The sequence below is a fragment of the Cellulomonas sp. C5510 genome (assembly GCF_019797765.1).
Classification (GTDB): Bacteria; Actinomycetota; Actinomycetes; order Actinomycetales; family Cellulomonadaceae; genus Cellulomonas.
Genome location: NZ_CP081862.1, coordinates 3,126,461 through 3,150,580, shown reverse-complemented (window position 1 = coordinate 3,150,580; position 24,120 = coordinate 3,126,461). Strand labels below are relative to the sequence as shown.

The window sequence follows — 24,120 nt, the reverse complement described above, 5'->3', positions numbered from 1 at the left end:
CCCGGGCCGGCCCGCCGTCAGCCGAGCCGCTCCACCACCGCGGCGGCCTCCGCGAGGCTCAGCCAGGGCGCCTGGCGCCGGACCTCGCGGACCGCCGCGGCCGTGCCGCCCTGCGCGTGCTGCGCCCGCACCCGGTCGAGGTCGAGCGCCGGGGTGGCGCGCAGCGTCGGGTCGGCGGGCGCGGTCGCGGCGCGCCGCCGGCGGTCCGACCCGATGAGGAGCGCGGCCAGGGCTCCGATCACGACGACCAGCCCGAGCAGCACGACGACCGCGCCGGCACCGACGCTGCGCCCGAGGGCCCAGGCGATCGCGAGCAGTACCACGGCGGCGACACCGCCGATCACGCCGAGCGCCGTGCGCCGGCGACGCTCCTGCGCCCCGGGGGACAGCGGACCCCGCGGGTCCGGGACGCCGGGCGCGCCGGACGGCCCGGTCACGCGGCGCCCTCCGGCCACGCGCCGCCCGGGAACGCGGCGCCGGACGACACCGCGCCCTTGATCTGCACGATCGCGTTGCCCTGCGCGCCGAGCACGGCGACGAGGGTGGTCACGGCGGCGACGATGAGCCCGGTGTTCACGGCGGCCTCCTCGATGATGATGCCGACGCCCGCCCAGGAGAACACCACGGAGCCGAGCGCCGCGATGGCCGCGATCGTCGCGACGATGAGCTTGACGAGGATGACGCCGATCGCGACGTAGAACGCGAGGCCGGCGACCGCGCACGTGACCATCGACGTCGCCATGCTGGAGGAGACGCCCTGGATCGCGGCGGCGGCCGTCGTCTGCCCGGCGACCGAGCGGGAGTAGGACGTCGCCGCGTCACCGGTCCAGTCGCGGGTGGCGCGCAGCGCGTTCGGGTTGACCGACGCCGCCACGCCCGACGCCGGCCCGCCGACGTTCTCGTGCCAGTCGGACGCGCGGAAGAAGAACGCCACGGGTGCGGCCGCCCCGAGCAGCAGCTCGCCGATCTTGTCGAGCACCGCCTGCCCGATCTCCAGCAGCTTCTCGCCGCACCACACCAGCCCGTCCTTGACCCAGTCGGGCATCAGCGGGACCGACGTGGCGGAGCGGACGGCCGGGCCGACGCGCGCGAGCTGCCCGGACAGGTCGGAGAGCCCGGTCTGCAGGCCCTCGATGGTGGCCTGGAACGTGGCCGTGCTGAAGTCGCTCATCCGTCCCCCTCGTCAGTACGCGCCGTCGACGTGGTCGGCGACGTCGGCATCGCGGTCCTCGTAGGCCTGGGCGTTGGCGCGCAGCGCGGTGGCGATGTCGCGCATGGCGGTCGCCCCCTCGCGGCACCGCGCGGCGACCTGGTCCACCGCGGCCTCGTGGTCGGCCACCACGAGGGCGAAGATGCCGGCGGTCAGGTAGTTCAGCCGCAGCCCCTCGACGGACGCGGCGACCTGCCCGATGGCGTCGGCCTCCCCGTCCCACGTCTGCGCCTCCGAGCGCAGCGCGCTCGTGACGACGTCGATCTCGCTCATGCCCGCGCCTCCCCGTCGGCGGGGGCCGGTGCGAGGGCACGCAGGTGCGCGAACGCCTCCGCCAGCACGGTGTCCTGCTCCTGCCGGCGCTGGTCGAGGGCGGCCAGTGCCCGCGCCGCCTCGCCGAGCGCCTGGTTGACCGCGGTCGACAGCGCGACCCCGGACTGCGTCGCCGCCCACCGGCCGTCCACGTCGCAGCCGACGAGCCCGGCGTCGGCGAGCGTGACGGCCACGTGCGCGCCGGCCGAGCCGGTCGCGGTGGCGGGCGTCGCGGGCTGCGCGGTCGCGGCGCCGTCGAGCTGCGCGACGGCGAGCTCGGCCAGGTCGGCGAGCGGCCGCGGCGTGCCCTCGAACACGGGCACGGCCACCGGCTCGACGGGCAGCGCGTCGGACGCCCGGGCGGCGCCGCCGCGCAGCGCCTCGGACATCGCGCGGCCCAGGTCGGCGGAGGCGGCCCCGGCCGCGGCGAGCACCGCGCGGCCCAGCTCCTCCGGCGTCGTGCGCCGGTTCCAGTCGTCCGCGACGCGCACGCCCACGGGGCGCCCGCGCCGGTCCACGGCGACCGCGACGGCACCGCTGTCGTCGGTCGCGGTGGTCTCCTCCGGCGCCGCGGCGCGCACCGCCGCCAGCGTCGCGGCGGTCGAGTCCGCCGCCCGGCGCAGCCGCGCCAGCGTCTCGTCGATCGAAGTCATCTCGCCCCCGGGGTGTCTCGACGTCCGAGGGCACGCTAGCCGACGCGGGCGGATGACGTGCGGTGACGCGTCACCCGCCCGGGGACGCGTCAGGCCGCGGCGCCGTCCGCCAGGCGTGCGGTGACGTCGGCGGCGAGCGCGGCGGGGTCGACCCCGCACCGGAGCAGCAGGAGGTGCCCGTCGGTCCCGTGCAGCCGGATGACCGCGAGCAGGACGTGCCCGGCCTCGATGCGGCGGTGCCCCAGCCGGACGGCCTCCCGCAGCGCGACCTCGAGCGTCTTCTTCGCGTCCCGCGTGAACGGGACGTGCCCGGACGGGGCGTGGTGCCGGCGGCCGGCGCGCTCCAGGGCGCCGGCGCCGAAGACGGCGTCGGCCCGGCGCCGGACGGCCTCGAGGTCGATGCCGAGCGCGGCGAGCGCCGAGGCGTCCAGCCCGTCCGTGTCGAACCGGTCGAGCAGGGCCTGCCGGTCCGCGCCGTGCGCGGCGAGCGCCTCCGCGGCCGGGTCCGGGGCCGACGCGACCGCGACGACGAGGTGCGCGGGGGAGATCTGCGGGTCGCCGAGGTCGCGTGCGACCTCCTGCGCGGCGACGACGGCCTGCCGCGCGCCGGTGGTGAACCTCTCGAACATGTCGTCCTCCTCGTCGGGCGGGTCAGGCGGTCCGGCGGTGGTGCTTCTGGTGCACGGCTTGCCGGCTCACGCCGAGGGCGTCGGCGATGTCCTGCCACGACCAGCCGAGCTCGCGTGCCCGGAGCACCTGCAGCGTCTCGAGGCGGTCGGCGAGCGCGCGCAGGGACCGGACGGCGCGCAGGCCGGCGGCCGGGTCGGCGGCGGTGGCGTCGGCCAGAGCGCCGGTGGGATCGGGGGCCTCGGTCATGTGTCAACCATGCTTGACGGGCCGCTCGGGTGTCAACCGCGATTGACGCCGTCCGTCGCGACCCCTGCGACCCGGGTCACATATCTCGACGTAGAGATAAACCGCCGGCGCGGGGCTACCATCGTCCGCGGCAGAGCAGCCGGATCCCGCCACGGGACGCAGGGCGACGGAAGGACCGCAGCAGGTGGACCTGTTCGAGTACCAGGCACGTGACATGTTCGAGCGGCACGGGGTACCCGTCCTGGGAGGGATCGTCGCGACGACGCCCGCCGAGGCGCGGACCGCGGCCGAGACCCTGCTGGCCGCCGAGGGCGCCACGGGCGTGGTCGTCGTCAAGGCGCAGGTGAAGACCGGCGGCCGCGGCAAGGCCGGCGGCGTGAAGATCGCCCGCTCCGCCGACGAGGCCGAGGCGCGGGCCGCCGAGATCCTCGGCATGGACATCAAGGGCCACACGGTGCACCGCGTGATGGTCGCCGCGGGCGCGAGCATCGCGGAGGAGTACTACTTCTCCCTGCTGCTCGACCGCGCCGAGCGCCGGTACCTCGCCATGGCGAGCGTCGAGGGCGGCATGGAGATCGAGCAGCTCGCGGTGGAGCGCCCGGAGGCGCTCGCGCGCGTCCCGGTGGACCCGCGGACCGGCATCGACGCCGCGAAGGCCGACGAGATCGTCGCGGCCGCCGGCTTCGACGCCGCGGTGGCCCCGAAGGTCGCCGCCGTGCTGACCCGGCTGTGGGACGTCTACCGCGAGGAGGACGCCACGCTCGTCGAGGTGAACCCGCTCGTCCTGACCGAGGCGGGCGACGTGGTCGCGCTCGACGGCAAGGTCACGCTCGACGGCAACGCGGAGTTCCGTCACGAGGACCACGCGGCCCTCGAGGACGCCGCCGCGGCGGACCCGCTCGAGGCGAGGGCCAAGGCGAAGGACCTCAACTACGTGAAGCTCGACGGCGAGGTCGGCGTCATCGGCAACGGCGCCGGTCTGGTCATGAGCACGCTGGACGTGGTCGCGTACGCCGGCCGGGAGCACGGCGGCGTCAAGCCGGCGAACTTCCTCGACATCGGCGGCGGCGCCTCGGCGGAGGTCATGGCGGCCGGTCTCGACATCATCCTGTCGGACCCGCAGGTGAAGGCCGTGTTCGTCAACGTGTTCGGCGGCATCACGGCGTGCGACGCGGTCGCCAACGGCATCGTCGCGGCGCTGGGCATCCTGGGCGACCAGGCCACCAAGCCGCTCGTCGTGCGCCTCGACGGCAACAACGTGGTCGCGGGCCGGCGCATCCTGAGGGACGCGGCCCACCCGCTCGTCACGCTGGCCGAGACGATGGACGGGGGTGCGGCCGAGGCCGCCCGCCTGGCCGCGACCGCCTGACGACCGACCGAACGCAGCGACGCGAGAGACGAGAGACCAACCCCATGGCGATCTTCCTGACCGCGGACTCCAAGGTCATCGTGCAGGGCATGACCGGGTCCGAAGGCAGCAAGCACACCACCCGCATGCTCGCCGCCGGCACGACCATCGTCGGCGGCGTGAACCCGCGCAAGGCCGGCACCAGCGTGGAGTACCCGCGCGGCGACGGCTCCGGCCTCACCGTGGCGATCCCGGTGTTCGGCACGGTGCGCGACGCCGTCGAGGCGACCCGGGCCGACGTGTCCGTGATCTTCGTGCCGCCGGCCTTCACCAAGGCGGCCGTGATCGAGGCCGTCGACGCGGGCGTGCCGCTGATCGTGATCATCACCGAGGGTGTGCCGGTGGCCGACACCGCCGAGTTCTTCGCCTACGCGCAGGACAAGGGCGTGCGCCTCGTCGGCCCGAACTGCCCGGGTCTCATCAGCCCGGGGAAGTCGAACGTCGGCATCATCCCCGCGGACATCACGGGGCCCGGCCGTATCGGTCTGGTGTCGAAGTCCGGCACGCTGACCTACCAGATGATGTACGAGCTGCGGGACCTCGGGTTCTCCACGGCGGTCGGCATCGGCGGGGACCCGATCATCGGCACGACGCACATCGACGCGCTGGCGGCGTTCGAGGCCGACCCGGAGACCGACCTCGTCGTGCTCATCGGCGAGATCGGCGGCGACGCGGAGGAGCGTGCGGCGGCGTACATCGCCGAGCACGTCACGAAGCCGGTCGTCGCGTACGTCGCCGGGTTCACCGCGCCGGAGGGCAAGACGATGGGTCACGCCGGCGCCATCGTGTCTGGCTCGGCCGGCACCGCGCAGGCCAAGAAGGAGGCCCTCGAGGCCGCGGGAGTCAAGGTCGGGACCACCCCGACCGAGACCGCGGAGCTCGCCCGGGCGCTGCTGTCCTGACGCGCACGCCACGCCGGCCGCCCCGGCGCGCCCCGGGTCATCCCGCGGCGCGCCGGGGCGGTTCGGCGTCCGGGGCCGTGCGGGCGGCGACCATGGGGCGGTGAGCAGCGCGCCCGGAACCCGTCCCCGCCCGCGTCGCCGGGTGCTGGACGACTCGGCGCCGCCGCGGTTCTTCGTCAGCGACCTGGACGGCGCCCCGCGCTGGGTGGGCGGCCTGCTCGCCGGGCTGCAGGCGGCGCTGCTGTCGCTGCTCGTCGTGGTGCTGCCGTCCGTCGCGGCGTACGTCGCGACGTCCTCGGCGCCGGCCGCCTCCGACGTGCCGTGGACGCACGCCGTGTCGATCGCCACCGGGCTGTGGCTGCTCGCGCACGGCGTGCCGATGACGCTGGCACCGGGTGTCACGCTGGTGCCGCTCGGCCTCACCGCGCTCGCGCTGTTCGGCTGCTACGCCTCCGCGCGCCGGTCCGGCTACGCCACGCGGTCCGCGCTGGGCGCAGGCGTCGCCGCGTACACGGGCGTCGTGCTCGTCGCCGGACTCGCCACCGGGGTGCCCCTGCTGCACATCGGCGCCGGGGTGCTCGGCGCGGCCGTGCTCTCCGCCGTCGGGCTGGCGTCCGGGCTGCTGCGCCGGCCGGAGGCGCCACGGCTGCGGGACGTGCTCGAGCCGGTCCGTGCCCGGCTGCCCGAGCCGGTGGCCCACGGCGTCGCGGCCGGGACGACCGCCCTGGCCACGCTCGTGCTGGTCGCGACGCTGCTCGCCGCGCTGTGGGTGGTGACCGGCCGCACCGCCGTGGCGGAGGTGGTGCGCAGCCTGGACCTCGACCCCGTGGGCGGGGCCGTGCTCGCGGTGGCCGAGCTGGCCTACGTGCCGACGCTGGTGCTCTGGGCGCTGTCCTGGCTGGTCGGGCCGGGGTTCGCCGTCGGGACCGGCACGAGCGTCGGGATCGCCGCGGTCGACGCCGGTGCCCTGCCCGCCGTGCCGCTGCTCGGCGCCCTGCCTGCCCCCGACGTGACGGGCGGGGTGCTGCTGGCCGCGCCCGCGGTGACCGTGCTCGCCGGGGCCGTGACCGCCGCGGTGCTGCGGCGCCGGCTCGTCACGCAACGCGCCCGGGACCCGTTCGTGGCCGGCGCGACGGCCGCCGTGACCGCCGGGATCGGAGCGGTGCTCCTGGCGGCCCTGGCGCGCGGGGGCATCGGTCCGGGCCGGATGGCCGACCTCGGTCCGGACCCGCTGGCCGTCGGCCTCGCGGTGGCCGCCGGGGTCGCGGTCGGCGCGCTGGTGGTCCTCCTGCCCGGGGACCGGCACGTCCGTGCGGCCGTGGCGTCCGGGCTCCGGCGCTCCCGGGACGCGGTGTCCGGGACGGTGCGGCGCACGCAGGCGCCGGTCGCGGGCGGCGGGGCCGAGCGCGAGGCCTCCGCAGCGGGCGCGTCCGGAGCGGCGACCGGTGCGGGCAGCGCGTCCCGCCCGGACGGGGCCGACGGGGCCTGACGCACCCGGGACCGCGTGCCCCGGGGGAGCGGGGGTGTCACGGCCCGCCGGTGATCCCGCCGGTGAGGTCGTCCAGCGCGTCCTGGTAGGCGCGGTCGCACGTGGCCCGCGCCGAGACGGTGAGCGCTCCCGCGAGGCACTCCTGCCGGGCGGTCTCCGCGGGCCACAGGGCGAACGACCCGAGCGTCCCCGCGCCGAGCAGCCCCGTGAGCGCGAGGCCGGCGACCAGCAGCGGCAGCAGGCCGCCGCGCAGCCGCGCCGCCGCGACCGCCCGCAGGGCGCGGATCCCGGTGACCACCGCACCGGCCAGGAAGGCCGCGGTCGCGACGCGCCAGGGCAGCGGCAGCAGGCTGACCGCGACACCGGCGAGCAGCCAGACGCCGAAGTGCCGCACCAGTCGCCCGACCCGCAGCACCGCCTCGGGGTCGGGGGGCGGCGAGGGCAACGCGGGACGCGCGGCAGGGACCCCGGCGCGCGGGCCGGGGTGCGGGCCCGGGCGGTGCGTCCCGGCGCGCGGCCGGCCGGCGGTCGCGTCCCGTCCTCCGGCCGCGCGGTGCCGCGGTCGCCCGCGTCCCGGGCGCCGCGCGGTTCGTCGTCCTGCCCGGTGCGCACCGGGACGTCCTCCCGGGCGGGCGGGCGCTGCGGGCCGGCCGGCGGCGGCGCGTACGGGTTGCTCACCCCGGCATTCTCCCGCACCGCCCGGCTAGGGTGTCGCCCCGTGAGCCCCGCCCCTGCGAGCCCGTCCGGCCCCGCCTCCGTCCCGGCCGGCCCCGCGACGCCCCACCGGCCGGGCACCCGCGCGGCGGGACGCGTCGTCGTCCTGGTCTCCGGCGCGGGCACGAACCTCGCGGCCCTGCTCGCCGCGCACGACGCCCCCGGGTACCCGGCGCGCGTCGTCGGGGTGGTGTCCGACCGAGGGGCCGCCGGCGGCCTGGAGCTGGCCCGCGACGCCGGCGTGCCGACCGCTGTGGTGGCGCCGGGGGAGTTCGAGGACCGAGCCGCCTGGGACCGGGCCCTGGCGGACGCGATCGGCGTGTTCCGGCCGGACCTCGTGGTGTCGGCGGGGTTCATGCGCATCCTCGGGGCGCCGGTGCTCCAGCGCTGGGAGAACCGGGTCGTGAACACCCACCCCGCCCTGCTGCCGTCGTTCCCGGGGGCGCACGCCGTCCGCGACGCGCTGGCGTTCGGCGCGAAGGTCACGGGCTGCACGCTGCACGTGGTGGACGCCGGCGTCGACACCGGGCCCGTCGTGGCGCAGGTCGCCGTGCCGGTGCTCGACGGGGACGACGAGCCGACGCTGCACGAGCGGATCAAGGTCGCGGAGCGCGAGCTGCTCGTCACGTGGGTGGGCCGGCTCGTCGCCGAGGGGATGCGGGTGGAGGGCCGGTCGGTCACCGTCGGGCTCGGGTAGGCTCGTCCCGGCCGTGACTGGCGAGAGGTGGAATCGACCACCGGGGAGCGGCCGCAGTTCCCGCCGTCGCACCGTCCGCCTGGGTGCTCGGGTCCGATCACCGTGGCACCCGCCGTGGTGCCCGCCCGACCCGGAGGACCGCATGTCCCACGCCAGCCCGCCCCCCGTCGCACCCGTGGCCGACCCGACCGCCGACGCCACCCGACGGCCCGTCCGCCGTGCGCTGCTGTCCGTCTACGACAAGGCCGGCCTCGTCGAGCTCGCGACCGCGCTGCACGAGGCGGGCGTCGAGCTGGTGTCCACGGGCTCGACGGCGGCGACCGTCGCCGCGGCCGGCGTCCCCGTGACGCGCGTGGAGGACCTCACGGGCTTCCCGGAGTGCCTGGACGGGCGGGTGAAGACGCTGCACCCCCGCGTGCACGCCGGGATCCTCGCGGACACGCGCCGGCCGGAGCACCTCGCGCAGCTCGACGAGCTGGGCGTCGCCCCGTTCGAGCTGGTGGTGGTCAACCTGTACCCGTTCACGCAGACGGTGGCCTCCGGGGCGACGCCGGACGAGTGCGTCGAGCAGATCGACATCGGCGGCCCGTCGATGGTGCGCGCGGCCGCGAAGAACCACCCGAGCGTCGCGGTGGTCGTCGACCCTGCGGCCTACGGGGACGTCGCGGCCGCGGTCCGTGCGGGCGGCTTCACGCTGGCGGAGCGCACCCGGCTCGCCGCGCAGGCGTTCGTGCACACCGCCACGTACGACGTGGCCGTGGCCTCCTGGATGGGGAACGTCGCGACGACGACGGACGAGGTGGACGGCGTCAGCACCGGGTTCCCCGCCTGGGTGGGGGCGACGTGGGAGCGCTCGGACGTGCTGCGGTACGGCGAGAACCCGCACCAGCGCGCGGCCGTCTACACCTCGGCGCACGGCCCGGCCGGGCTCGCGCAGGCGACGCAGCTGCACGGCAAGGCCATGTCGTACAACAACTACGTCGACGCCGACGCCGCCTGGCGCGCGGCCCACGACCACGAGGGGCCGGCGGTCGCGATCATCAAGCACGCGAACCCGTGCGGCATCGCCGTCGGCACGGACATCGCGGACGCCCACGCCAAGGCGCACGCCTGCGACCCGGTCTCCGCGTTCGGCGGGGTCGTCGCCGCCAACGGGACGGTGACGCTCGCGGCGGCGCAGCAGATCGCCGACGTGTTCACGGAGGTCGTCGTCGCGCCGGCGTACGAGCCCGAGGCGCTCGAGGTGCTGCAGCGCAAGAAGAACATCCGGCTGCTGGTGGTCGAGGGCACCCCCTCCGGCGGCGTCGAGATGCGCCCGGTGAGCGGCGGGCTGCTCGTGCAGCAGGTCGACCGGGTCGACGCACCCGGCGACGACCCGGCGACGTGGACGCTCGCCGCCGGAGACGCCGCCGACGCGGCGACGCTGGCGGACCTGGCGTTCGCGTGGCGGGCGGTGCGCGCCGTGAAGTCGAACGCGATCCTGCTGGCCGACGGCGGCGCGTCGGTCGGCGTCGGGATGGGGCAGGTCAACCGGGTCGACTCCTGCCGGCTCGCGGTGGAGCGCGCGAACGCCGGCGACGCCGAGCGGGCGCGCGGCGCCGTGGCGGCCTCGGACGCGTTCTTCCCGTTCGCGGACGGCCTGCAGGTGCTGCTCGACGCGGGCGTGCGCGCGGTCGTGCAGCCCGGCGGCTCGGTGCGGGACGAGGAGGTCGTCGCGGCGGCGCAGGCCGCGGGTGTGACGCTGTACCTGACGGGCACCCGGCACTTCGCGCACTGAGCCGACCGGGCCGACCGGGCCGACCGGACCGCTCGGACCGCTCGGACCACGTGGCGGGACCACGGTCCGGCGGCCCGGCCCGGCCCGTCTGCCATGATGCAGCCGGGCGGGCGACGCAGGGCTGCGGCGCCGGTCGGTGCGAGGGGAGGCGGCATGCGGCGCGGGACCAACCTGCCCCGGATGGGGGACTTCAACCAGACGGTGGTCCTCGACGTCGTCCGGCGCGCCGGGGGCGGCCTCGCGCGCGCCGACGTCGCGCGGCGCACGGGGCTGTCGCCGCAGACGGTCACCAACGTCGCCCGGCGGCTGCTCGACCTGGGGCTCGTCGTGGAGGAGGGCGCCACCGCGCGCTCGGGACCCGGGCGGCCGGGCACGCTGCTGCGGCTGAACCCGGTCAGCCGGTTCGCCGTGGGCGTGCACCTGGACCCGGCGACGATGACGTTCGTGCTGCTGGACCTGTCGGGTGCCGTGGTCGCGCGGCGGCAGCGCCCCACGCCGGTGCCGGAGGACCCGGGGGCCGTCGTGGACGGTCTGGTGGGGGAGATCGAGGGGCTCCTGGCATCGGCGGGCGTCGACCGCGACCGGGTCCTCGGGGTGGGCATCGCGACTCCGGGCCCGATCGACGTGGACGCCGGCGTGGTGCTGGACCCGCCGCACCTGCCGGGCTGGCACGACGTCCCGCTGCGGGACGCGGTCGCCGAGCGGACGGGCCTGCGGGCGGTGCTCGACAAGGACGTGACCGCCGCGGCGTGCGCCCACCTGTGGCACCCGCAGGAGCGGTCGTCGGACTTCGTGTTCTTCTACCTCGGGACGGGCGTCGCGGTGTCGACGGTGCTGCACGACGAGGTCGTGCGCGGCGTGTCGGGCAACGCGGGGGAGTCCGGCCACCTGGTCGCCGACCCGGACGGGGCGCCCTGCTGGTGCGGTCGCCGGGGCTGCCTGGGCGCGGTGCTGCGGGCGGAGGCGCTGGCGGAGCAGGGGCGCGCGGCGGGCGTCGTCCTGCCGGACTGGGGCGACGGCAGCGACCCGCGCGCGGTCGACGAGGCGGTCTCCGCACTCTGCGCCGCGGCGGCGTCCGGCCACGCCGGCGCGCGGGACGTGCTGCGCCTCGCGGGACGCCGCGTCGGCATGGCGGCCGGCGTGCTGACGGACCTGCTGGACGTGCCGGCGATCCTGGTCGGCGGGCCGCTGTGGGACCGCATCGCCCCGTTCGCGGGGGACGCGCTTGCCGCGGAGATCGCCGCGCACCCCGTGCCCGGCGGGCACCCGCTCACCGTGGCGTCGTCCGAGTTCGGGCCGCAGGTCGGCGCGGTCGGCGCCGGCTGCATCCTGCTGGGCCGGGCGTTCACCCCGCGGCCGACGGACCTGCTGCTGGTGAGCTGACCCCGAGCAGCACCTTCCCGCGGGCGGCACCCGACGCCAGGTGGTCGATCGCCTCGGCGACTCCCTCGAGCGGCAGCACGCGCTCCACGGCGGGCACGAGCGAGCCGTCGGCGAGCAGCTCGCACAACCGGGCCAGAGCGGCCGGGTCGTCGCGGGAGACGACGCCGACCAGCCGCTGCCGCACGAACGGCGACAGCAGCGCGGCCCGCAGCTGGCGGGTGGTGCCGCCGCCGAGCACGTCGCCGCCACCCTCGGCCCCGACGAGGGCGAGCGCGCCGCGCGGGGCGAGCAGGCGGCGCAGGTCGCGCAGCGGGTCCAGCCCGCCGGTGACGACCACGCCGTCGTACCCCGTGCCCCACGCGGACCGGTCGGACCGGTCCACCACCGACTCCGGCCCCAGCGCACGGACCGTCGCGGCCTTGCCCGGGGAGGTCGCCGCCGTGACCCGGGCCCCCGCGAGGACCGCCAGCCGCACCGCGAGCGACCCCACCCCGCCGCCGGCCCCCAGGACCAGGAGCCGCGAGCCCTGGCCCACCCGCGCCGCCCGCAGGGCGTGCAGGGCCGTCGCCCCCGCGGTCGGGACTGCGGCGGCGTGCTCGGGACGGACCCCGTCCGGGATCCGGGCCAGGGCGCGCTCACGGGTCAGCGCCAGCTCCGCGAACGCGGCCGGCGCCGTGCCGAGCACGGCGTCGCCGGGCCGCAGCGACGCGACCTCGGGACCGACCGCCCGGACGACGCCGGCGAGGTCACGGCCCAGCCCGTGCTCGCGAGGGGCCCGCACGCCGAACACCAGCCGGGCCACCGACGGCAGCCCCGTCATGAGGTGCCAGTCCGCCATGTTCACGCCCGCGGTCCCCACCTCGACGAGCACCTGGTCGCGCACCGGCGCCGGCGGGTCGGCCCGCTGCACCACCTGCAGCACCGACGAGTCCCCGTACCGCTCCCGCACCACCGCCCTCATGCCCGGTCTCCCTCCGGCTCGTACGTGAACACCTGGTCGATCGGTCGCCCCAGCGCGCGGGCGATCTGGAACGCCAGCTCGAGCGAGGGCGAGTACCGCCCCTGCTCGACGGCGATGACGGTCTGGCGCGTGACGCCGAGGGTCGCGGCCAGCTGCGCCTGCGTGAGTCCCCGCTCCGTGCGCAGCGCGCGGATCCGGTTGGTCACCGACGTGGACCTCACCACGGGCCGACCCCGCGCCGGAACGCCACGAGCCGCGCGGCGGCGGACAGCACCGCCGACAGCACGAAGCCGAGGTACAGCGTGTTGGCGATCCAGAAGTGGTCCGCCTCCCGCAGGGCGAGCAGGAGGGCCCCGACCCCGCCGAGCACGAGGAACGCCTGGCCGACGTGCTCGCCGAGCCGCTCGATCTCCCGCTCCCGCTCGTCCCGGACCGCGCGGTCGGGCGACAGGGCGCCGAGCACGATCCCCGCGAGGATCCCGGCGGCCACCGCGGCGCCGACAGTGGCGAGCAGCGGGCCGGCGTACGCGACGTCCGCCAGCGGTCCGCCGTCCGCCCGCCGCAGCACCACGGCGAGGTAGGTGACGTACCCGAGCACGGCGACGACGCCGTACGCCCAGGTGTTCTTCTCCTGGTAGGACATGGCCCCTCGCTCTCCGGCGTGTCAAAGATGTTTGACATCACCACGGTAGGGGCGCGGTGCGAGCCGTGTCAAACATCTTTGACATCACTCGACGGCCCCGGTCGGCGCCGTGCGGGGGCGACCTCTTGACAGCAATTCATCCAGACGTTGTAGTTATCGGGGTCCTGGCAGCGCCGCCACGGACCGTGCCCGTGGAGCAAAGGAGCATCCATGCGTCTGCAGAAGCCCGTCCTCGCGTCCGGAGCCGTCCTCGCCCTCGGCCTCGTGGCCGCCTGCGGGAGCGGCGGGGGCGACAGCGCCGGCGACGACACCACCATCACCGTCGCCTACCAGAAGACCGCGCAGTTCGTGCAGCTCGACGACGTCCTGAAGAAGGCCAAGGACGAGTACGAGGCCGCCCACGAGGGCATGACCGTCGACCTGGTGGCCATCGAGGCCGAGCAGGACCAGTACTTCACCAAGCTCGCCCTCATGAACGGCTCCGCCGGCACCGCGCCCGACGTGATCTACGAGGACACGTTCCAGATCCGCTCCGACGCCGCGGCCGGGTACCTCCAGCCGATCGACGAGTACGTCGAGGCGTGGGAGGACTGGGACCAGTTCCCCGAGAACGCCCGGCAGGCCGGCCTCGGCGACGACGGGCAGGTGTACGGCGTCTCGATGGGCACCGACACCCGCGGCATCTTCTACAACAAGGACCTCTTCGAGCAGGCGGGCCTGCCGACCGACTGGCAGCCCGAGACCTGGGACGACGTGCTCGAGGCCGCCCGCACCATCAAGGCCGAGCTGCCCGACGTGACGCCGCTCAACGTCTACGCCGGCAAGGCCGCCGGCGAGGCCACCACGATGCAGGGCTTCGAGATGCTGCTCTACGGCACGGACGACGAGCTGTACGACGCCGACTCCCAGAAGTGGATCACCGGCTCGCAGGGCTTCGTCGACTCGCTCGGGTTCCTGCAGACCATCTACTCGGAGGGCCTCGCGCCGTCGCTCGACATCGCGCTCGACGCGTCCGTCGGGGCCCGCGTCGCCACCGAGCTGCTGCCCCAGGGCACGCTCGCCATGGCCGTCGACGGCTCCTGGCTGCCCGGCGGGTGGATCACCGGTGACAACGCGTGGCCCGAGTGGGAGGACACGCTGGGCATGGCCGCGATGCCCACCCAGGACGGCCAGGACCCGGGCTTCACGTCGATGTCCGGCGGCTGGACGCTCGCCGTCGGCGCGCACGCGAACGACCCGCAGGCCGCGTTCGACTTCATCGCCACCGCCCTGAACCGCGAGAACTCGCTGAAGTACGACACCGAGAACTCCCAGATCGCGGTGCGGACCGACGTGGCGGAGGACCCCGAGTACCTGGACTTCAACCCGTCGTTCGAGTTCTTCAGCTCGTTGGTCCCGTACACGCACTTCCGGCCCGCGACCCCCGACTACTCGCAGATCTCGTCCAACATCCAGGTCGCGGCCGAGTCCGTGGCCACCGGGCAGGCGACGCCCGAGGAAGCCGCCGCCGCGTACGACGAGGGGCTGGTGTCCATCGTCGGCGAGGACGCGACGCAGGCCGCCGGCTGATGTCGGCCGTCACGCTCGACCGGGCGGCGGCGGACCGGGGGCCCGGCTCCCGGCCCCGCCGACGCCCCGGGCGCACCGCGCTGCGGCTGGCGCCCCTGCTGCCGGCCGTCGCGCTCATGGCGGTGTTCCTCGCCGGGCCGGTGCTGTGGTCGTTCTACGGCTCGCTCACCAACCAGGCCCTGACCGGGTACCGCGCCGCGAACCCCGAGTTCGTCGGGCTCGACAACTACGCGTCGCTGGTCGCGGACGGGGACTTCTGGAAGGCCGTCGTGCTCACGGTCGTGTTCGTCGGAGCGTCGGCGGTGGTCGGGCAGAACGTGCTCGGCATGGCGCTCGCGCTGCTGCTGCGGGCGGCGGCCCGGCCGCTGCGCGCGGTGGTGTCGGCGCTGGTCGTGGTCGCGTGGGTGCTGCCGGAGATCGTGGCGGCGTTCGCGCTCTACGCGTTCTTCTCCACCGACGGCACGCTCAACCAGGTGCTCGGGTGGGTCGGGCTGACCGGGCCGACGTGGCTCATCACGTTCCCGATGCTCGCCGTGGTCCTCGCGAACGTCTGGCGCGGCACGGCGTTCTCGATGATGGTCTACGGCGCCGCGCTGTCGGAGGTGCCGCCCGACGTCACCGAGGCCGCCGCGATCGACGGCGCCACCGGGCCGCAGCGGTTCTTCCGCATCACGCTGCCGATGATCCGGCGGTCGGTGTCGACGAACCTCATGCTCACCACGCTCCAGACGCTGGCGGTCTTCACGCTCATCTGGGTGATGACCGGCGGCGGGCCGGGCACCGACTCCTCGACGCTGCCGGTGCTGGCGTACCAGGAGGCGTTCAAGTTCGCCCAGGTCGGCTACGGCACCGCCATCGCGACCGTGACGCTGCTGGTCGGGGCCGTGTTCTCGATCGTGTACATCCGCGTGCTCAAGCCGGAGGTCGACTGATGGCCGCGCTCACCGCCCCGACCGCCCCCGTCGCACCGCCCGGCCGCCCGCGCCGCTCCCGGCCCGCGCCGTCCGTCGCCTCCCCCCGGCGGCGCAGCGGCCGCGTGCTCGTCGCGGCGGCGCTGGTGCTCGTCGGCGTCGCGTTCCTGGTGCCGCTCGCGTGGATCCTGCTGGCGTCCCTCGACCCCGCGGCGACCGTCTCGGTGCGGGTGCCGGACTCCCTCACGACAGAGAACTTCGCGCAGATCCTCACGTGGGACGCGACGTTCCGGCCGCTGTGGAACTCCACGCTGATCTCCGGCGGGACGGCGGTCCTCACGGTGCTCGCGTCCGTGCTGGCCGCCTACCCGCTGTCGCGCTACCAGATGCGGTTCCGCAAGCCGTTCCTCTACGCCATCCTGTTCGGCACCTGCCTGCCGGTCACCGCGATGATGGTCCCGGTCTACGCCCTGTTCGTGTACCTCGGGCTGCTCGACTCGGTGCCCGGCACGGTGCTCTTCCTCGCGGCGACGTCCCTGCCGATGGCCATCTGGATGACCAAGAACTTCATGGACTCCGTCCCGGTGTCCCTGGAGGAGGCCGCGTGGGTGGACGGCGCCGGGTCGATGACCGCCCTGCGGCGCATCGTCGTCCCGCTCATGCGGCCCGGCATCGCGGTGGTGTTCATCTTCGTGTTCACGCAGGCGTGGGGGAACTTCTTCGTCCCGTTCGTCCTGCTGTTCTCGCCCGACCACCAGCCGGCAGCCGTGGCGATCTACAGCTTCTTCGGCACGTACGGCACGGTCGCCTACGGCCGGCTCGCCGCGTTCTCGATCCTGTACTCCGTGCCGGTGCTCGTGCTGTACCTGCTGGTGCAGCGGTTCTCCGGCAGCTCGTTCGCCATGTCCGGCGCCGTCAAGGGCTGACCGGCCCGTCTCCCCGTCCCGCACCCCAGCCCCGCACCCCACCGGAAGGTCCTGCCATGCCCGTCGACGCCGCCGCCACCGTCCTGCAGCGCGTGCAGCGGTTCCTGCACGAGCGCCTCGCCCCCGCCCTGGTCGCCGGCCGGGCGCCGCTCACCGTCACCGCCTGGACCGCGCCGGGGGAGCCCGTGCCGTTCACGGAGGCGGTCGCGCAGGAGTACGCGGCCGCGCCCCCGGGGACCGCGTGGGGCGCGCCGTGGAGCACCACGTGGTTCCGGATGACCGGCGCCGTGCCGGAGGGCTGGCTGGCCTCCGACGCCGTGCGGGACGGGCGGCACGCCGTCGAGCTCGCGATCGACCTCGGGTTCACGACCACGCAGCCCGGCTTCCAGGCGGAGGGCCTCGTGCTGCGGCCCGACGGCGTCGCCGTGAAGGGCCTGTCGCCGCGCAACCAGGCGGTGCCGTGGACCGACCCGCGCGTGGACGTGTACGTCGAGGCCGCCGGCAACCCCGACGTCGGCAGCAGCACCTGGTACGGGCCGACGCCGCTCGGCGACCCGCTGACCGCCGGCTCGGACCCGCTGTACGCGCTGCGGTCCGCCGACGTGGTGCTGCGCGACGTCGAGGTGTGGGAGCTGTGGCAGGACCTGCTGGTGGTGCAGGGGCTCGTCGAGACCGGGGACCGCGGGACCACCCGCTGGGCGCGCGCGCTGCGGGCGCTGGACCTCGTGGTCGACGCGGTCGACCCGCGGGACGTCGCCGGCACCGTGGCCGCCGGCCGGGCGGTGCTGCGACCTGTGCTCGACGTGCCCGCGGCGCCGGGCGGGCACCGCGTGCTCGCCACCGGGCACGCGCACATCGACTCCGCGTGGCTGTGGCCCGCCCGGGAGACCGTGCGCAAGTGCTCTCGGACGTTCGCCAGCGTGGTCGCGCTCATGGACGAGCGGCCGGACTTCGTGTTCGCCTGCTCGTCCGCGCAGCAGTACGCGTGGGTCGCCGAGCGGCACCCCGAGCTGTTCGAGCGGATCCGCGCGAAGGTCGCGGCGGGGCAGTTCGTCCCGGTCGGCGGGATGTGGGTCGAGTCGGACACGAACATGCCCGGCGGCGAGGCGCTCGCCCGGCAGATGGTCGAGGGCAAGCGGTACTTCCTCGAGGAGCTCGGCGTCGAGACGCAGGACGTCTGGCTGCCGGACTCCTTCGGGTACACCGGCGCGCTGCCGCAGATCGTCCGCGCCGCCGGCTCGCGGTGGTTCCTGTCGCAGAAGCTGTCCTGGAACGACACCAACCGGATGCCGCACCACACGTTCGCGTGGGAGGGCATCGACGGCTCCCGGGTGCTCGCGCACTTCCCGCCGGTCGACACGTACAACTCCGACCTGTCCCCGCGCGAGCTCGTGCACGCGGAGCGGAACTTCGCGGACAAGGACGTCGCGTCCGAGTCGCTCGTGCCGTTCGGCTGGGGAGACGGGGGCGGTGGCCCGACGCGGGAGATGCTCGCCGCCGCCGACCGGGCGCGGTCCCTCGGCGGGCTGCCCGAGGTGGAGCTGGGCTCGCCGAACGCGTTCTTCGAGCGCGCCGAGGCCGAGCTGGCCGCCGCCGGTCCCGGGGCGCCGGCCGTCTGGTCCGGGGAGATGTACCTGGAGTACCACCGCGGCACGTACACGTCGCAGGCGCGGACCAAGCGGGGCAACCGGCGCAGCGAGCACCTGCTGCGCGAGGCGGAGCTGTGGGCGGCGACCGCCGCGGTGCGGACCGGGGCGGACTACCCGGCCGACGAGCTGCGCGCGCTGTGGCGGGTGGTCCTGCTGCACCAGTTCCACGACATCCTGCCGGGGTCGTCGATCGGCTGGGTGTACCGGCAGGCGGAGGAGGCGTACGCCGACGTCGAGCGGCGGGCGGAGGCCGTGATCGGGGCGGCGCTCGCGGTCCTCGTCGGCGACGGCGACGCGACCGTCCGGCTCAACGCGGCGCCGCACGCGCGCGACGGGCTGCCCGCGCTGGGCGGCGCGGTCGCGGCCGACGGCTCGGTGGGGGCGACCGACGCGGTGGCGGGCGGCGGGCCGGGCGCCGACGGGCCGGGCTCCGTGCAGGTGCTGCGCAGCGACGACGGCACGCTGCGGGTGCGGACCGGCGTGCTGGACGTCCGGCTGACCGCGGGCGGCCAGCTCGCCTCCGTGCGGGACCTGGTGGCCGACCGGGAGGCGGTCCCGCCGGGTGCCGTGGCGAACCTGCTGCAGCTGCACCGGGACGTGCCCCGGCAGTGGGACGCGTGGGACATCGACGCCGAGTACCGCCGGACCGTGCAGGACCTCGTCGACGCCGACGTGGTCGAGGTGGTGGCCGAGAAGCCGGACCGGGCGGTCGTCCGCACCTCCCGGCGGGTCGGGGAGTCCACGATCGTGCAGGAGCTGACCTTCCGCCCGGGCACGCGTGCCGTCGAGATCGACACCGAGGTCGACTGGCACGAGCGGCAGCGCCTGCTCAAGCTGGCGTTCCCGCTGGACGTGCACGCCGACCGCTCGGCGGCCGAGACGCAGTTCGGCCACGTCGTCCGGCCGACGCACACGAACACGTCGTGGGACGCGGCGCGGTACGAGATCTGCGCGCACCGCTGGGTGCACGTCGGCGAGCCCGGCTACGGCGTCTCCGTCGCGAACGACGCCACCTACGGCCACGACGTGACGCGCGCCGCGCTGCCCGGGGGCGGCACCGCCACCGTGGTGCGCCAGTCGCTGCTGCGGGCGCCGCTGTTCCCCGACCCGGAGGCCGACCAGGGCGCGCACCGGTTCCGCACGGTGCTGCACGTCGGGGCGGGCATCCCCGAGGCGGTGGTGGACGGCTACCGGACGAACCTGCCGGTCCGCGAGGTCCGGGGCGCGGTGGCCGTCGAGCCCCTGGTCGCCGTCGCGGGCGAAGGGGCCGTCGTGGAGGCCGTGAAGCTGGCGGACGACGGCTCCGGGGACGTGGTCGTGCGGCTGTACGAGGCGCACGGGACCCGCGGGCGGGCGGTCGTGACGCCGCGGTTCGCCGCGTCCGGCGTGACGGAGGTGGACCTCCTGGAGCGGGAGGTGGAGCCGCGCGCCCTGACCGGGACGGACGGGGCTGCTGCCGCGCTCGAGGTGCGGCCGTTCCAGCTGGTGACGCTGCGGTTCGCGCGGGGGTGACGCGCCTCCCCACGCACAGGTTCCCCGCAGCCCCGGCCCAGGTCCCGGCCAGGTGACCGCGGGAGCCTCGGTCCGGTGACGGCGCGCCCGTCACCGGACCGTCGCCCCCGTCCAGGAAGCCACCGATGACCGCGCGCCCCGCCGACCAGCAGAAGCTGCCCAAGAAGGAGCGCAAGGCGCTCGCCCGCGAGCTCGCCCGCCTCGAGCGGGAGCGGCAGGCGCGCCGCCGGCGCCGGAACAGGCGGCTCGGCTGGGCCGGGGCGGGGACCGGGGCGGTCGCCGCGGGCGTCGTCGCCGTGCTGCTCGTCCAGGCGTCGGTGCGCGCCGGGCAGGTCGGGCCGCTCGGCATGCTGTCCGACGGCGTGGTGCTGGCCGGCGACGGCTCCACGGTCTCTCCGGTCTCGACCGGCGGGATCCCCGCCGGCGGTGCCCCGGTGGCCACGGCGGTCGACCGCACGTCCGGCGTGCTCGACCTCGTCCTGTACGTCGACTACCGCTCGCCGGAGGCCGCGGCGCTCTGGCAGGCGGACGGGTCGGTGCTGGCGCAGTGGGTGACGGCCGGGAACGCCACGCTGGAGGTGCACCCGCTCGCCCTGCTGGACGGCACCACGGTGGCGGCGCCCACGTCCTCGGCGTCGCCGTCCGCGTCCGCGTCCCCGGAGCCGTCCCCGTCGGCCACCGCCACCACCGGCGACTACTCCCTGCGCGCCGCCGGGGCGCTCGCCTGCGTCGTGGACGGGCAGCCCGACGCGGTGCTCGCCGTGCACCAGGCGCTGCTGACCGCCCAGCCGGGGCTCGACGCGGACGGGCTGGACGACGACGAGCTCGTCGCGCTCGTGCAGGACGCCGGAGCCCGGGACGACGCCGTGGCGGACTGCGTGCGCGCCGGCGACTTCACGGACTGGGCGCGCGAGGCGACCGACCGGGCGGCGGACTCCGTCCCGTTCGACGTGGGCAGCGTGACGACCAGCCCGGTGCTGCTGGTCGGCGGGCGCGAGTACACGGGGGCGCTCGACGACCCGGCGGCGCTGAGCGCGTTCGTCACGGAGGTGGCGGGGCAGCTCGCCGCGGCGGCCCAGGCGAGCGCGTCCCCGAGCCCGTCGCCGAGCGCGTCGCCCACGCCGAGCGCCTCACCGGCCGGCTGACCGCGCCGCCGCCGTGGCGTGGTCGGCCGCCGTCAGCCCGCGAGCGCCCGGGCGAGCGGCACGGCGGGGTCCGCGGCCCGCCCGCGGTCGAGCACCGGCAGCACCGCGCCCGAGAACAGCCGGCGCGCCCCGCCGACGTCGCGCGGCCGGTCGACGCAGAACACGGCCGTGAGCCGATCCGTCCCGGGCTCGAACCACAGCGCGGACCAGCCGTCGGCCGCCGCTGGGTCGCCGCGCAGCAGCACCTCGTCGGCCGCCCCGGGCACGCCGTGCAGCGCCAGCTCGTGCCCGAGCTGCGTCGAGAACACGTAGGGCGCGACGTCCGGCTCGGCGGGTTCCCGCCCGAGCAGGCCGGCCACCGCGACCGCCGGCCCGCGCAGCGCGGCGTCCCAGTGACCGCCCGGCACCCAGCCGTGCCGGGCGGAGCGGCGCGTCGCCGCGTCGCCGACCACCCGGACGCGCGCCGGGCCGCCGATCGGGGCGTAGAGCTCGTCGACCGGCACGGCGCCGTCCGGCCCGGTGGCCAGCGCCCCGCCGAGCCAGGCCGTCGCGGGCCGCGCGCCGACGGCCACGAGCACCGCGTCCGCCGGCAGCACGGTGCCGTCCGCCAGCGTGACGGCATCGGGGGCGACGGCCGCGACCGGGACGCCGGCGCGCAGCCGCACGCCCGCGGCCGCGTACCAGGGCGCGGTCAGCGAGCCGACCCGCGGACCGAGCACGGCGCCGAGCGGCTCGGGCCGGGCCTCGACCACGGTGACGTCGGCCCCGGCCGCCGCGGCGACGGTCGCGACCTCGGCACCGACCCACCCGGCGCCGACCACGACGAGCCGCCGCCCGGCGGGGACGCCGCGCGCGTCGGCCGGCGCCGCGGACGACGCGGGGACGGCGACCCCGAGCGCCGCCCGCAGCCGCTCGGCGTCCCGCGCGGTGTGCAGGGTGAGCGCCGCGTCCCAGCCCGGCGGCCGCACCGCTGCCGCGCCGGTCGCGACGACGACGGCGTCCCCGGCCACGCCGCCGTCCGCGGTCCGCACGACCACCCCCGGTCCCGTCAGGTCCAGGCCCGTCGCCGGCGTGCCGAGCCGCACCTCGTCCGCGAGCTCCAGGGCGTCCGCGCCGAGCTCGTCCGCCAGCCACGCGGGCGCGGGCCGGTCCAGCAGGTGCTTCGACAGCGGGGGCCGGTCGTACGGGGCGACGGGCTCCGCCCCCAGCACGGTCACCCGCCCGGTGAACCCCTGCGCCCGCAGCTCCAGCACCGTCCGCGCACCGGCCAGGCCGGCCCCGACGACGACGACCGAACCGGGGGGCGCCGGCGGCCCCTCGTGCGGCGGGACGGCGGCGGGACGGTCGGAGACGGGCACGTCGTCACCGTAGCCGGGGCCGCTCCCGGTGCGTCGCACGGCCCGGGTACGCTCGGGATCCGGCGCGCCCCCGGTGCGCGCACCGGAGGGAGCACCAGGTGAGCGGCGAGACCCGCGGCGACGGCGGCACCGGGTCCGACGACCCGGCAGGGCCCCCGCTGGACGGGGCGGGCACCCTCGGCGCGGGCAGCTCCGGCGCGGGCAGCTCCGGCGCGGGCAGCTCCGGCGCCGGCGTTCCCGGGACGGTCGGCCCGGGCGCCGACGGCCCCGGCACCACCACCGGGCCCGGGACCTGGCCCGCCCTCCCCGGCGGGGCGCCGCCGGACCACGCGGCGGGGACGTCGCCCGTCCCCGCCGTCCCGACGCCGGACGCCGCGCCGGTCGGCCCCGGTGCACCCGACCACGCGGAGCAGGAGCGGTTCGACGCCGACGGCCGGCCCCTCGACCCGCGCGCGATCGCCCGGGCCTCGCTCGACGCCGACCGCAACTGGTCGCTGTGGGTCATCTCCCTCGCGGTGGTGCTGTCCGTCTCGCTCGCCGTGGTGGCCGGCACCGCCGTCGGTGCCCTGGCGCTCGCGGCGTTCCTCGCGTGCTGCGCGGTCGTGCGGGGGGTGGTGCGCGGCGGGCCGGCCGCGCTGGTGGTGCGGAGCCGGGCCACCGACGTGACGGTCCTGGCCGGCCTCGCGGTGACCATCGCCGTGCTGTCGCAGGTCGTGCCCGTCCCGGCGCCCTGACGCCCGGGGACGCACGAGCCCCGGGGACGCACGAACCCCGGGACGCACGAGCCCCGGGACGCACGAGGGGCGGCGACCCGACCGGGTCACCGCCCCTCGGCGTCGCGTCGCGCAGGTCAGCGCAGCGGCTCGACGTCCAGGGCCGCGATCTCGAGCTCCTCGTCGAGCAGCTCGTCGTCCTGCGGTGCGGGAGCGAACGCGCGGTACAGCACGCCCGCGACGAGCGCGCCCACGAGCGGGCCGACCCAGAAGACCCACACCTGGCCCCACGCCCACGACTCGGCGAAGATCGCCGCCGCGGTGGCGCGGGCCGGGTTGAGGGCGGCGTTGGTGACCGGCAGCGCCACGAGCGTCGCGAAGCCGACCGTGAGGCCGATGGCGACACCGGCCTGGCCCCGGGACGCGCGCCGGCCGGTCGCGGCGAGGTAGACGCCCACGAGGACCGCGACGAGCACGGCCTCGATGAGTAGGGCCGCGACCACGCTGAAGCCCTCGGTGCTGCTGGTCTGCAGCGCGAGCGGCGAGTGGGCGTCGAAGCCGTTCGCGGCGCCGCCGAAGAACTCGCGCTCACGGCCGTCGAGCAGCGGGAACGACGAGGCGACGACGAACAGCACGGCCGCGGCCAGTGCGCCGCCGAGCAGCTGGGCGGCCCAGTAGGGCAGCACGTGCGACCACGGCGTGCGGCCGGCGACCGCCGAGCCGAGGGTCACCGCCGGGTTGACGTGCCCGCCGGAGACGTGCGCGACGGCGACGAACGCCGCGATCACGCCGAAGCCGTACGCGAGCGCCACGGCCAGCGTCTGACCGGTGAACTGCGCGAACAGCCCGGCGCCGATCACCGCGAGCATGACGACGAACGAGCCGAACAGCTCCGCGCCGAGCCGCGCGGCCAGCGAGGGGCCGGTGAGCGTCGCGGCCACGGCCTCGACCTCCACGTCGTCCTCCGCGTCGGCCGTGGCCGTGCCGTAGCCGGCCGCGGCGCCGTAGCCCACGGGCACGGCGGCCGGGGCGGGCGCCGCGGCGGGGGAGGGAGCGGCGGTCGGTCCGTCGGCGGCCGCTGCGCCCGCCGTCGGCGCTGCGCCCGCCGTCGGCGCTGCGGCGGTCGGTGCCGCGGCGGAGGCGTCGGTCGACGGCGCGGGCGTCCCGTCCTGGGGTCGGCCGGTCGCCTCGGGGGCGTCCGGGACCTCGGCGGGGTTGTCCTTCGACATGGTCATCCGTTTCGTCCGGGTGCGGGTGGGTGCCGGCCGTCGCCGGCGGGTGCACGCGGCGGACGTGGTCCGCGGTGTGCACC

Annotated in this window: 24 protein-coding genes and 1 riboswitch; of the genes, 12 read left to right on the top strand and 12 right to left on the bottom strand. The window is 76.6% G+C overall.

The genetic code is table 11. The features are described from left to right. Positions 1–17: 17 nt before the first annotated feature. The 6 genes from K5O09_RS14475 to K5O09_RS14450 form a co-directional block, all read right to left on the bottom strand. Positions 18–437 (bottom strand): hypothetical protein, encoded by a 420-nt coding sequence (locus K5O09_RS14475; protein ID WP_222170182.1) that lies wholly within the window; start codon positions 435–437, stop codon positions 18–20. Then, positions 434–1,171, bottom strand: coding sequence for a hypothetical protein (locus K5O09_RS14470; RefSeq protein ID WP_222170181.1), 738 nt, complete (start codon positions 1,169–1,171; stop codon positions 434–436). The genes K5O09_RS14475 and K5O09_RS14470 overlap by 4 nt, the downstream gene beginning before the upstream one ends. 12 nt (positions 1,172–1,183) lie before the next feature. Next, on the bottom strand, positions 1,184–1,483 hold the full coding sequence (locus tag K5O09_RS14465; RefSeq protein WP_222170180.1) for a type VII secretion target: 300 nt from the start codon (positions 1,481–1,483) through the stop codon (positions 1,184–1,186). Beyond that, positions 1,480–2,175, bottom strand: coding sequence for a hypothetical protein (locus tag K5O09_RS14460; RefSeq protein WP_222170179.1), 696 nt, complete (start codon positions 2,173–2,175; stop codon positions 1,480–1,482). Before K5O09_RS14460 ends, K5O09_RS14465 begins: the two co-directional genes overlap by 4 nt. Before the next feature lie 89 nt (positions 2,176–2,264). Beyond that, on the bottom strand, positions 2,265–2,804 hold the full coding sequence (locus tag K5O09_RS14455; protein WP_222170178.1) for a Clp protease N-terminal domain-containing protein: 540 nt from the start codon (positions 2,802–2,804) through the stop codon (positions 2,265–2,267). A 22-nt stretch (positions 2,805–2,826) separates the two neighbouring features. Beyond that, a complete protein-coding gene (locus K5O09_RS14450) occupies positions 2,827–3,051 on the bottom strand; it encodes a helix-turn-helix domain-containing protein (RefSeq protein ID WP_222170177.1) in 225 nt (74 codons plus the stop codon). Positions 3,052–3,235: 184 nt separating this feature from the next. Between K5O09_RS14450 and sucC the strand changes: the two genes are divergently transcribed. The 3 genes from sucC to K5O09_RS14435 all read left to right on the top strand — a co-directional run bounded on the left by sucC (position 3,236) and on the right by K5O09_RS14435 (position 6,850). Then, positions 3,236–4,420: an ADP-forming succinate--CoA ligase subunit beta gene (gene sucC / locus K5O09_RS14445; protein ID WP_222170176.1), complete on the top strand. Its 1,185-nt coding sequence runs from the start codon at positions 3,236–3,238 to the stop codon at positions 4,418–4,420. 44 nt (positions 4,421–4,464) lie between these two features. Then, positions 4,465–5,361, top strand: a complete 897-nt coding sequence (sucD, locus tag K5O09_RS14440; RefSeq protein ID WP_222170175.1) for a succinate--CoA ligase subunit alpha — start codon at positions 4,465–4,467, stop codon at positions 5,359–5,361. Positions 5,362–5,461: 100 nt separating this feature from the next. Further along, positions 5,462–6,850 (top strand): DUF6350 family protein, encoded by a 1,389-nt coding sequence (locus K5O09_RS14435; RefSeq protein WP_222170174.1) that lies wholly within the window; start codon positions 5,462–5,464, stop codon positions 6,848–6,850. 37 nt (positions 6,851–6,887) lie between these two features. Here the strand turns inward: K5O09_RS14435 and K5O09_RS14430 are convergent, their stop codons facing one another. Next, positions 6,888–7,295 carry a hypothetical protein gene (locus K5O09_RS14430; RefSeq protein ID WP_222170173.1) on the bottom strand — a complete coding sequence of 136 codons (408 nt, stop codon included), beginning with the start codon at positions 7,293–7,295 and terminating at the stop codon, positions 6,888–6,890. A gap of 273 nt (positions 7,296–7,568) precedes the next feature. On the opposite strand from K5O09_RS14430, the gene purN reads away from it, so the two are divergent. From purN to K5O09_RS14415, 3 genes are all read left to right on the top strand, one after another. Then, entirely contained in the window at positions 7,569–8,261 is a 693-nt protein-coding gene (purN, locus tag K5O09_RS14425) for a phosphoribosylglycinamide formyltransferase (protein ID WP_222170172.1), read from the top strand. Positions 8,262–8,264: 3 nt separating this feature from the next. Further along, positions 8,265–8,353, top strand: a riboswitch (ZMP/ZTP riboswitch). A gap of 50 nt (positions 8,354–8,403) precedes the next feature. Next, positions 8,404–10,038, top strand: a complete 1,635-nt coding sequence (purH, locus tag K5O09_RS14420) for a bifunctional phosphoribosylaminoimidazolecarboxamide formyltransferase/IMP cyclohydrolase (RefSeq protein ID WP_222170171.1) — start codon at positions 8,404–8,406, stop codon at positions 10,036–10,038. Between the two features lie 153 nt (positions 10,039–10,191). Then, the gene (locus tag K5O09_RS14415; protein WP_222170170.1) at positions 10,192–11,421 is read left to right on the top strand and encodes an ROK family protein; all 1,230 of its coding nucleotides are present in this window, start codon (positions 10,192–10,194) and stop codon (positions 11,419–11,421) included. Here the strand turns inward: K5O09_RS14415 and K5O09_RS14410 are convergent. Genes K5O09_RS14410 through K5O09_RS14400 form a run of 3 tightly spaced genes read right to left on the bottom strand, consistent with a single transcriptional unit; the run spans position 11,384 to position 13,025 of the window. Next, positions 11,384–12,382, bottom strand: a complete 999-nt coding sequence (locus tag K5O09_RS14410; protein WP_222170169.1) for an NAD(P)-dependent alcohol dehydrogenase — start codon at positions 12,380–12,382, stop codon at positions 11,384–11,386. The genes K5O09_RS14415 and K5O09_RS14410 overlap by 38 nt on opposite strands. Next, positions 12,379–12,606: a helix-turn-helix transcriptional regulator gene (locus tag K5O09_RS14405; RefSeq protein WP_222170168.1), complete on the bottom strand. Its 228-nt coding sequence runs from the start codon at positions 12,604–12,606 to the stop codon at positions 12,379–12,381. The genes K5O09_RS14410 and K5O09_RS14405 overlap by 4 nt, the downstream gene beginning before the upstream one ends. Then, entirely contained in the window at positions 12,600–13,025 is a 426-nt protein-coding gene (locus tag K5O09_RS14400) for a hypothetical protein (RefSeq protein ID WP_222170167.1), read from the bottom strand. Before K5O09_RS14400 ends, K5O09_RS14405 begins: the two co-directional genes overlap by 7 nt. Positions 13,026–13,235: 210 nt before the next feature. On the opposite strand from K5O09_RS14400, the gene K5O09_RS14395 reads away from it, so the two are divergent. The 5 genes from K5O09_RS14395 (at position 13,236) to K5O09_RS14375 (ending at position 20,737) form a co-directional block, all read left to right on the top strand. Further along, entirely contained in the window at positions 13,236–14,594 is a 1,359-nt protein-coding gene (locus K5O09_RS14395; RefSeq protein WP_222170166.1) for an extracellular solute-binding protein, read from the top strand. Further along, on the top strand, positions 14,594–15,526 hold the full coding sequence (locus tag K5O09_RS14390) for a carbohydrate ABC transporter permease (RefSeq protein WP_222170165.1): 933 nt from the start codon (positions 14,594–14,596) through the stop codon (positions 15,524–15,526). Before K5O09_RS14395 ends, K5O09_RS14390 begins: the two co-directional genes overlap by 1 nt. Then, a complete protein-coding gene (locus tag K5O09_RS14385; RefSeq protein ID WP_222170164.1) occupies positions 15,526–16,431 on the top strand; it encodes a carbohydrate ABC transporter permease in 906 nt (301 codons plus the stop codon). Before K5O09_RS14390 ends, K5O09_RS14385 begins: the two co-directional genes overlap by 1 nt. Before the next feature lie 56 nt (positions 16,432–16,487). Further along, entirely contained in the window at positions 16,488–19,592 is a 3,105-nt protein-coding gene (locus K5O09_RS14380; protein ID WP_222170163.1) for a glycoside hydrolase family 38 C-terminal domain-containing protein, read from the top strand. Between the two features lie 125 nt (positions 19,593–19,717). Continuing rightward, positions 19,718–20,737 carry a thioredoxin domain-containing protein gene (locus K5O09_RS14375; RefSeq protein WP_222170162.1) on the top strand — a complete coding sequence of 340 codons (1,020 nt, stop codon included), beginning with the start codon at positions 19,718–19,720 and terminating at the stop codon, positions 20,735–20,737. Between the two features lie 32 nt (positions 20,738–20,769). Here the strand turns inward: K5O09_RS14375 and K5O09_RS14370 are convergent, their stop codons facing one another. Then, complete coding sequence (locus tag K5O09_RS14370; RefSeq protein ID WP_222170161.1) at positions 20,770–22,095, bottom strand: FAD-dependent oxidoreductase; 1,326 nt, start codon at positions 22,093–22,095, stop codon at positions 20,770–20,772. Between the two features lie 98 nt (positions 22,096–22,193). Here K5O09_RS14370 and K5O09_RS14365 point away from each other — a divergent pair, with 98 nt between their 5' ends. Further along, positions 22,194–22,829: a hypothetical protein gene (locus tag K5O09_RS14365; protein ID WP_222170160.1), complete on the top strand. Its 636-nt coding sequence runs from the start codon at positions 22,194–22,196 to the stop codon at positions 22,827–22,829. Positions 22,830–22,945: 116 nt separating this feature from the next. Here K5O09_RS14365 and K5O09_RS14360 read toward each other — a convergent pair whose 3' ends face one another. Further along, on the bottom strand, positions 22,946–24,043 hold the full coding sequence (locus K5O09_RS14360; RefSeq protein WP_255595607.1) for an aquaporin: 1,098 nt from the start codon (positions 24,041–24,043) through the stop codon (positions 22,946–22,948). Between the last annotated feature and the right edge of the window lie 77 nt (positions 24,044–24,120).

What these genes read in the sequence shown, in the direction of transcription:
- K5O09_RS14470 (WP_222170181.1), bottom strand. Translation starts at nt 1,171, where the DNA reads ATGAGCGACTTCAGCACGGCCACGTTCCAGGCCACCATCGAGGGCCTG.
- K5O09_RS14465 (WP_222170180.1), bottom strand. Translation starts at nt 1,483, where the DNA reads ATGAGCGAGATCGACGTCGTCACGAGCGCGCTGCGCTCGGAGGCGCAG.
- K5O09_RS14460 (WP_222170179.1), bottom strand. Translation starts at nt 2,175, where the DNA reads ATGACTTCGATCGACGAGACGCTGGCGCGGCTGCGCCGGGCGGCGGAC.
- K5O09_RS14455 (WP_222170178.1), bottom strand. Translation starts at nt 2,804, where the DNA reads ATGTTCGAGAGGTTCACCACCGGCGCGCGGCAGGCCGTCGTCGCCGCG.
- K5O09_RS14450 (WP_222170177.1), bottom strand. Translation starts at nt 3,051, where the DNA reads ATGACCGAGGCCCCCGATCCCACCGGCGCTCTGGCCGACGCCACCGCC.
- sucD (WP_222170175.1), top strand. Translation starts at nt 4,465, where the DNA reads ATGGCGATCTTCCTGACCGCGGACTCCAAGGTCATCGTGCAGGGCATG.
- purH (WP_222170171.1), top strand. Translation starts at nt 8,404, where the DNA reads ATGTCCCACGCCAGCCCGCCCCCCGTCGCACCCGTGGCCGACCCGACC.
- K5O09_RS14415 (WP_222170170.1), top strand. Translation starts at nt 10,192, where the DNA reads ATGCGGCGCGGGACCAACCTGCCCCGGATGGGGGACTTCAACCAGACG.
- K5O09_RS14410 (WP_222170169.1), bottom strand. Translation starts at nt 12,382, where the DNA reads ATGAGGGCGGTGGTGCGGGAGCGGTACGGGGACTCGTCGGTGCTGCAG.
- K5O09_RS14400 (WP_222170167.1), bottom strand. Translation starts at nt 13,025, where the DNA reads ATGTCCTACCAGGAGAAGAACACCTGGGCGTACGGCGTCGTCGCCGTG.
- K5O09_RS14395 (WP_222170166.1), top strand. Translation starts at nt 13,236, where the DNA reads ATGCGTCTGCAGAAGCCCGTCCTCGCGTCCGGAGCCGTCCTCGCCCTC.
- K5O09_RS14390 (WP_222170165.1), top strand. Translation starts at nt 14,594, where the DNA reads ATGTCGGCCGTCACGCTCGACCGGGCGGCGGCGGACCGGGGGCCCGGC.
- K5O09_RS14385 (WP_222170164.1), top strand. Translation starts at nt 15,526, where the DNA reads ATGGCCGCGCTCACCGCCCCGACCGCCCCCGTCGCACCGCCCGGCCGC.
- K5O09_RS14380 (WP_222170163.1), top strand. Translation starts at nt 16,488, where the DNA reads ATGCCCGTCGACGCCGCCGCCACCGTCCTGCAGCGCGTGCAGCGGTTC.
- K5O09_RS14375 (WP_222170162.1), top strand. Translation starts at nt 19,718, where the DNA reads ATGACCGCGCGCCCCGCCGACCAGCAGAAGCTGCCCAAGAAGGAGCGC.
- K5O09_RS14360 (WP_255595607.1), bottom strand. Translation starts at nt 24,043, where the DNA reads ATGACCATGTCGAAGGACAACCCCGCCGAGGTCCCGGACGCCCCCGAG.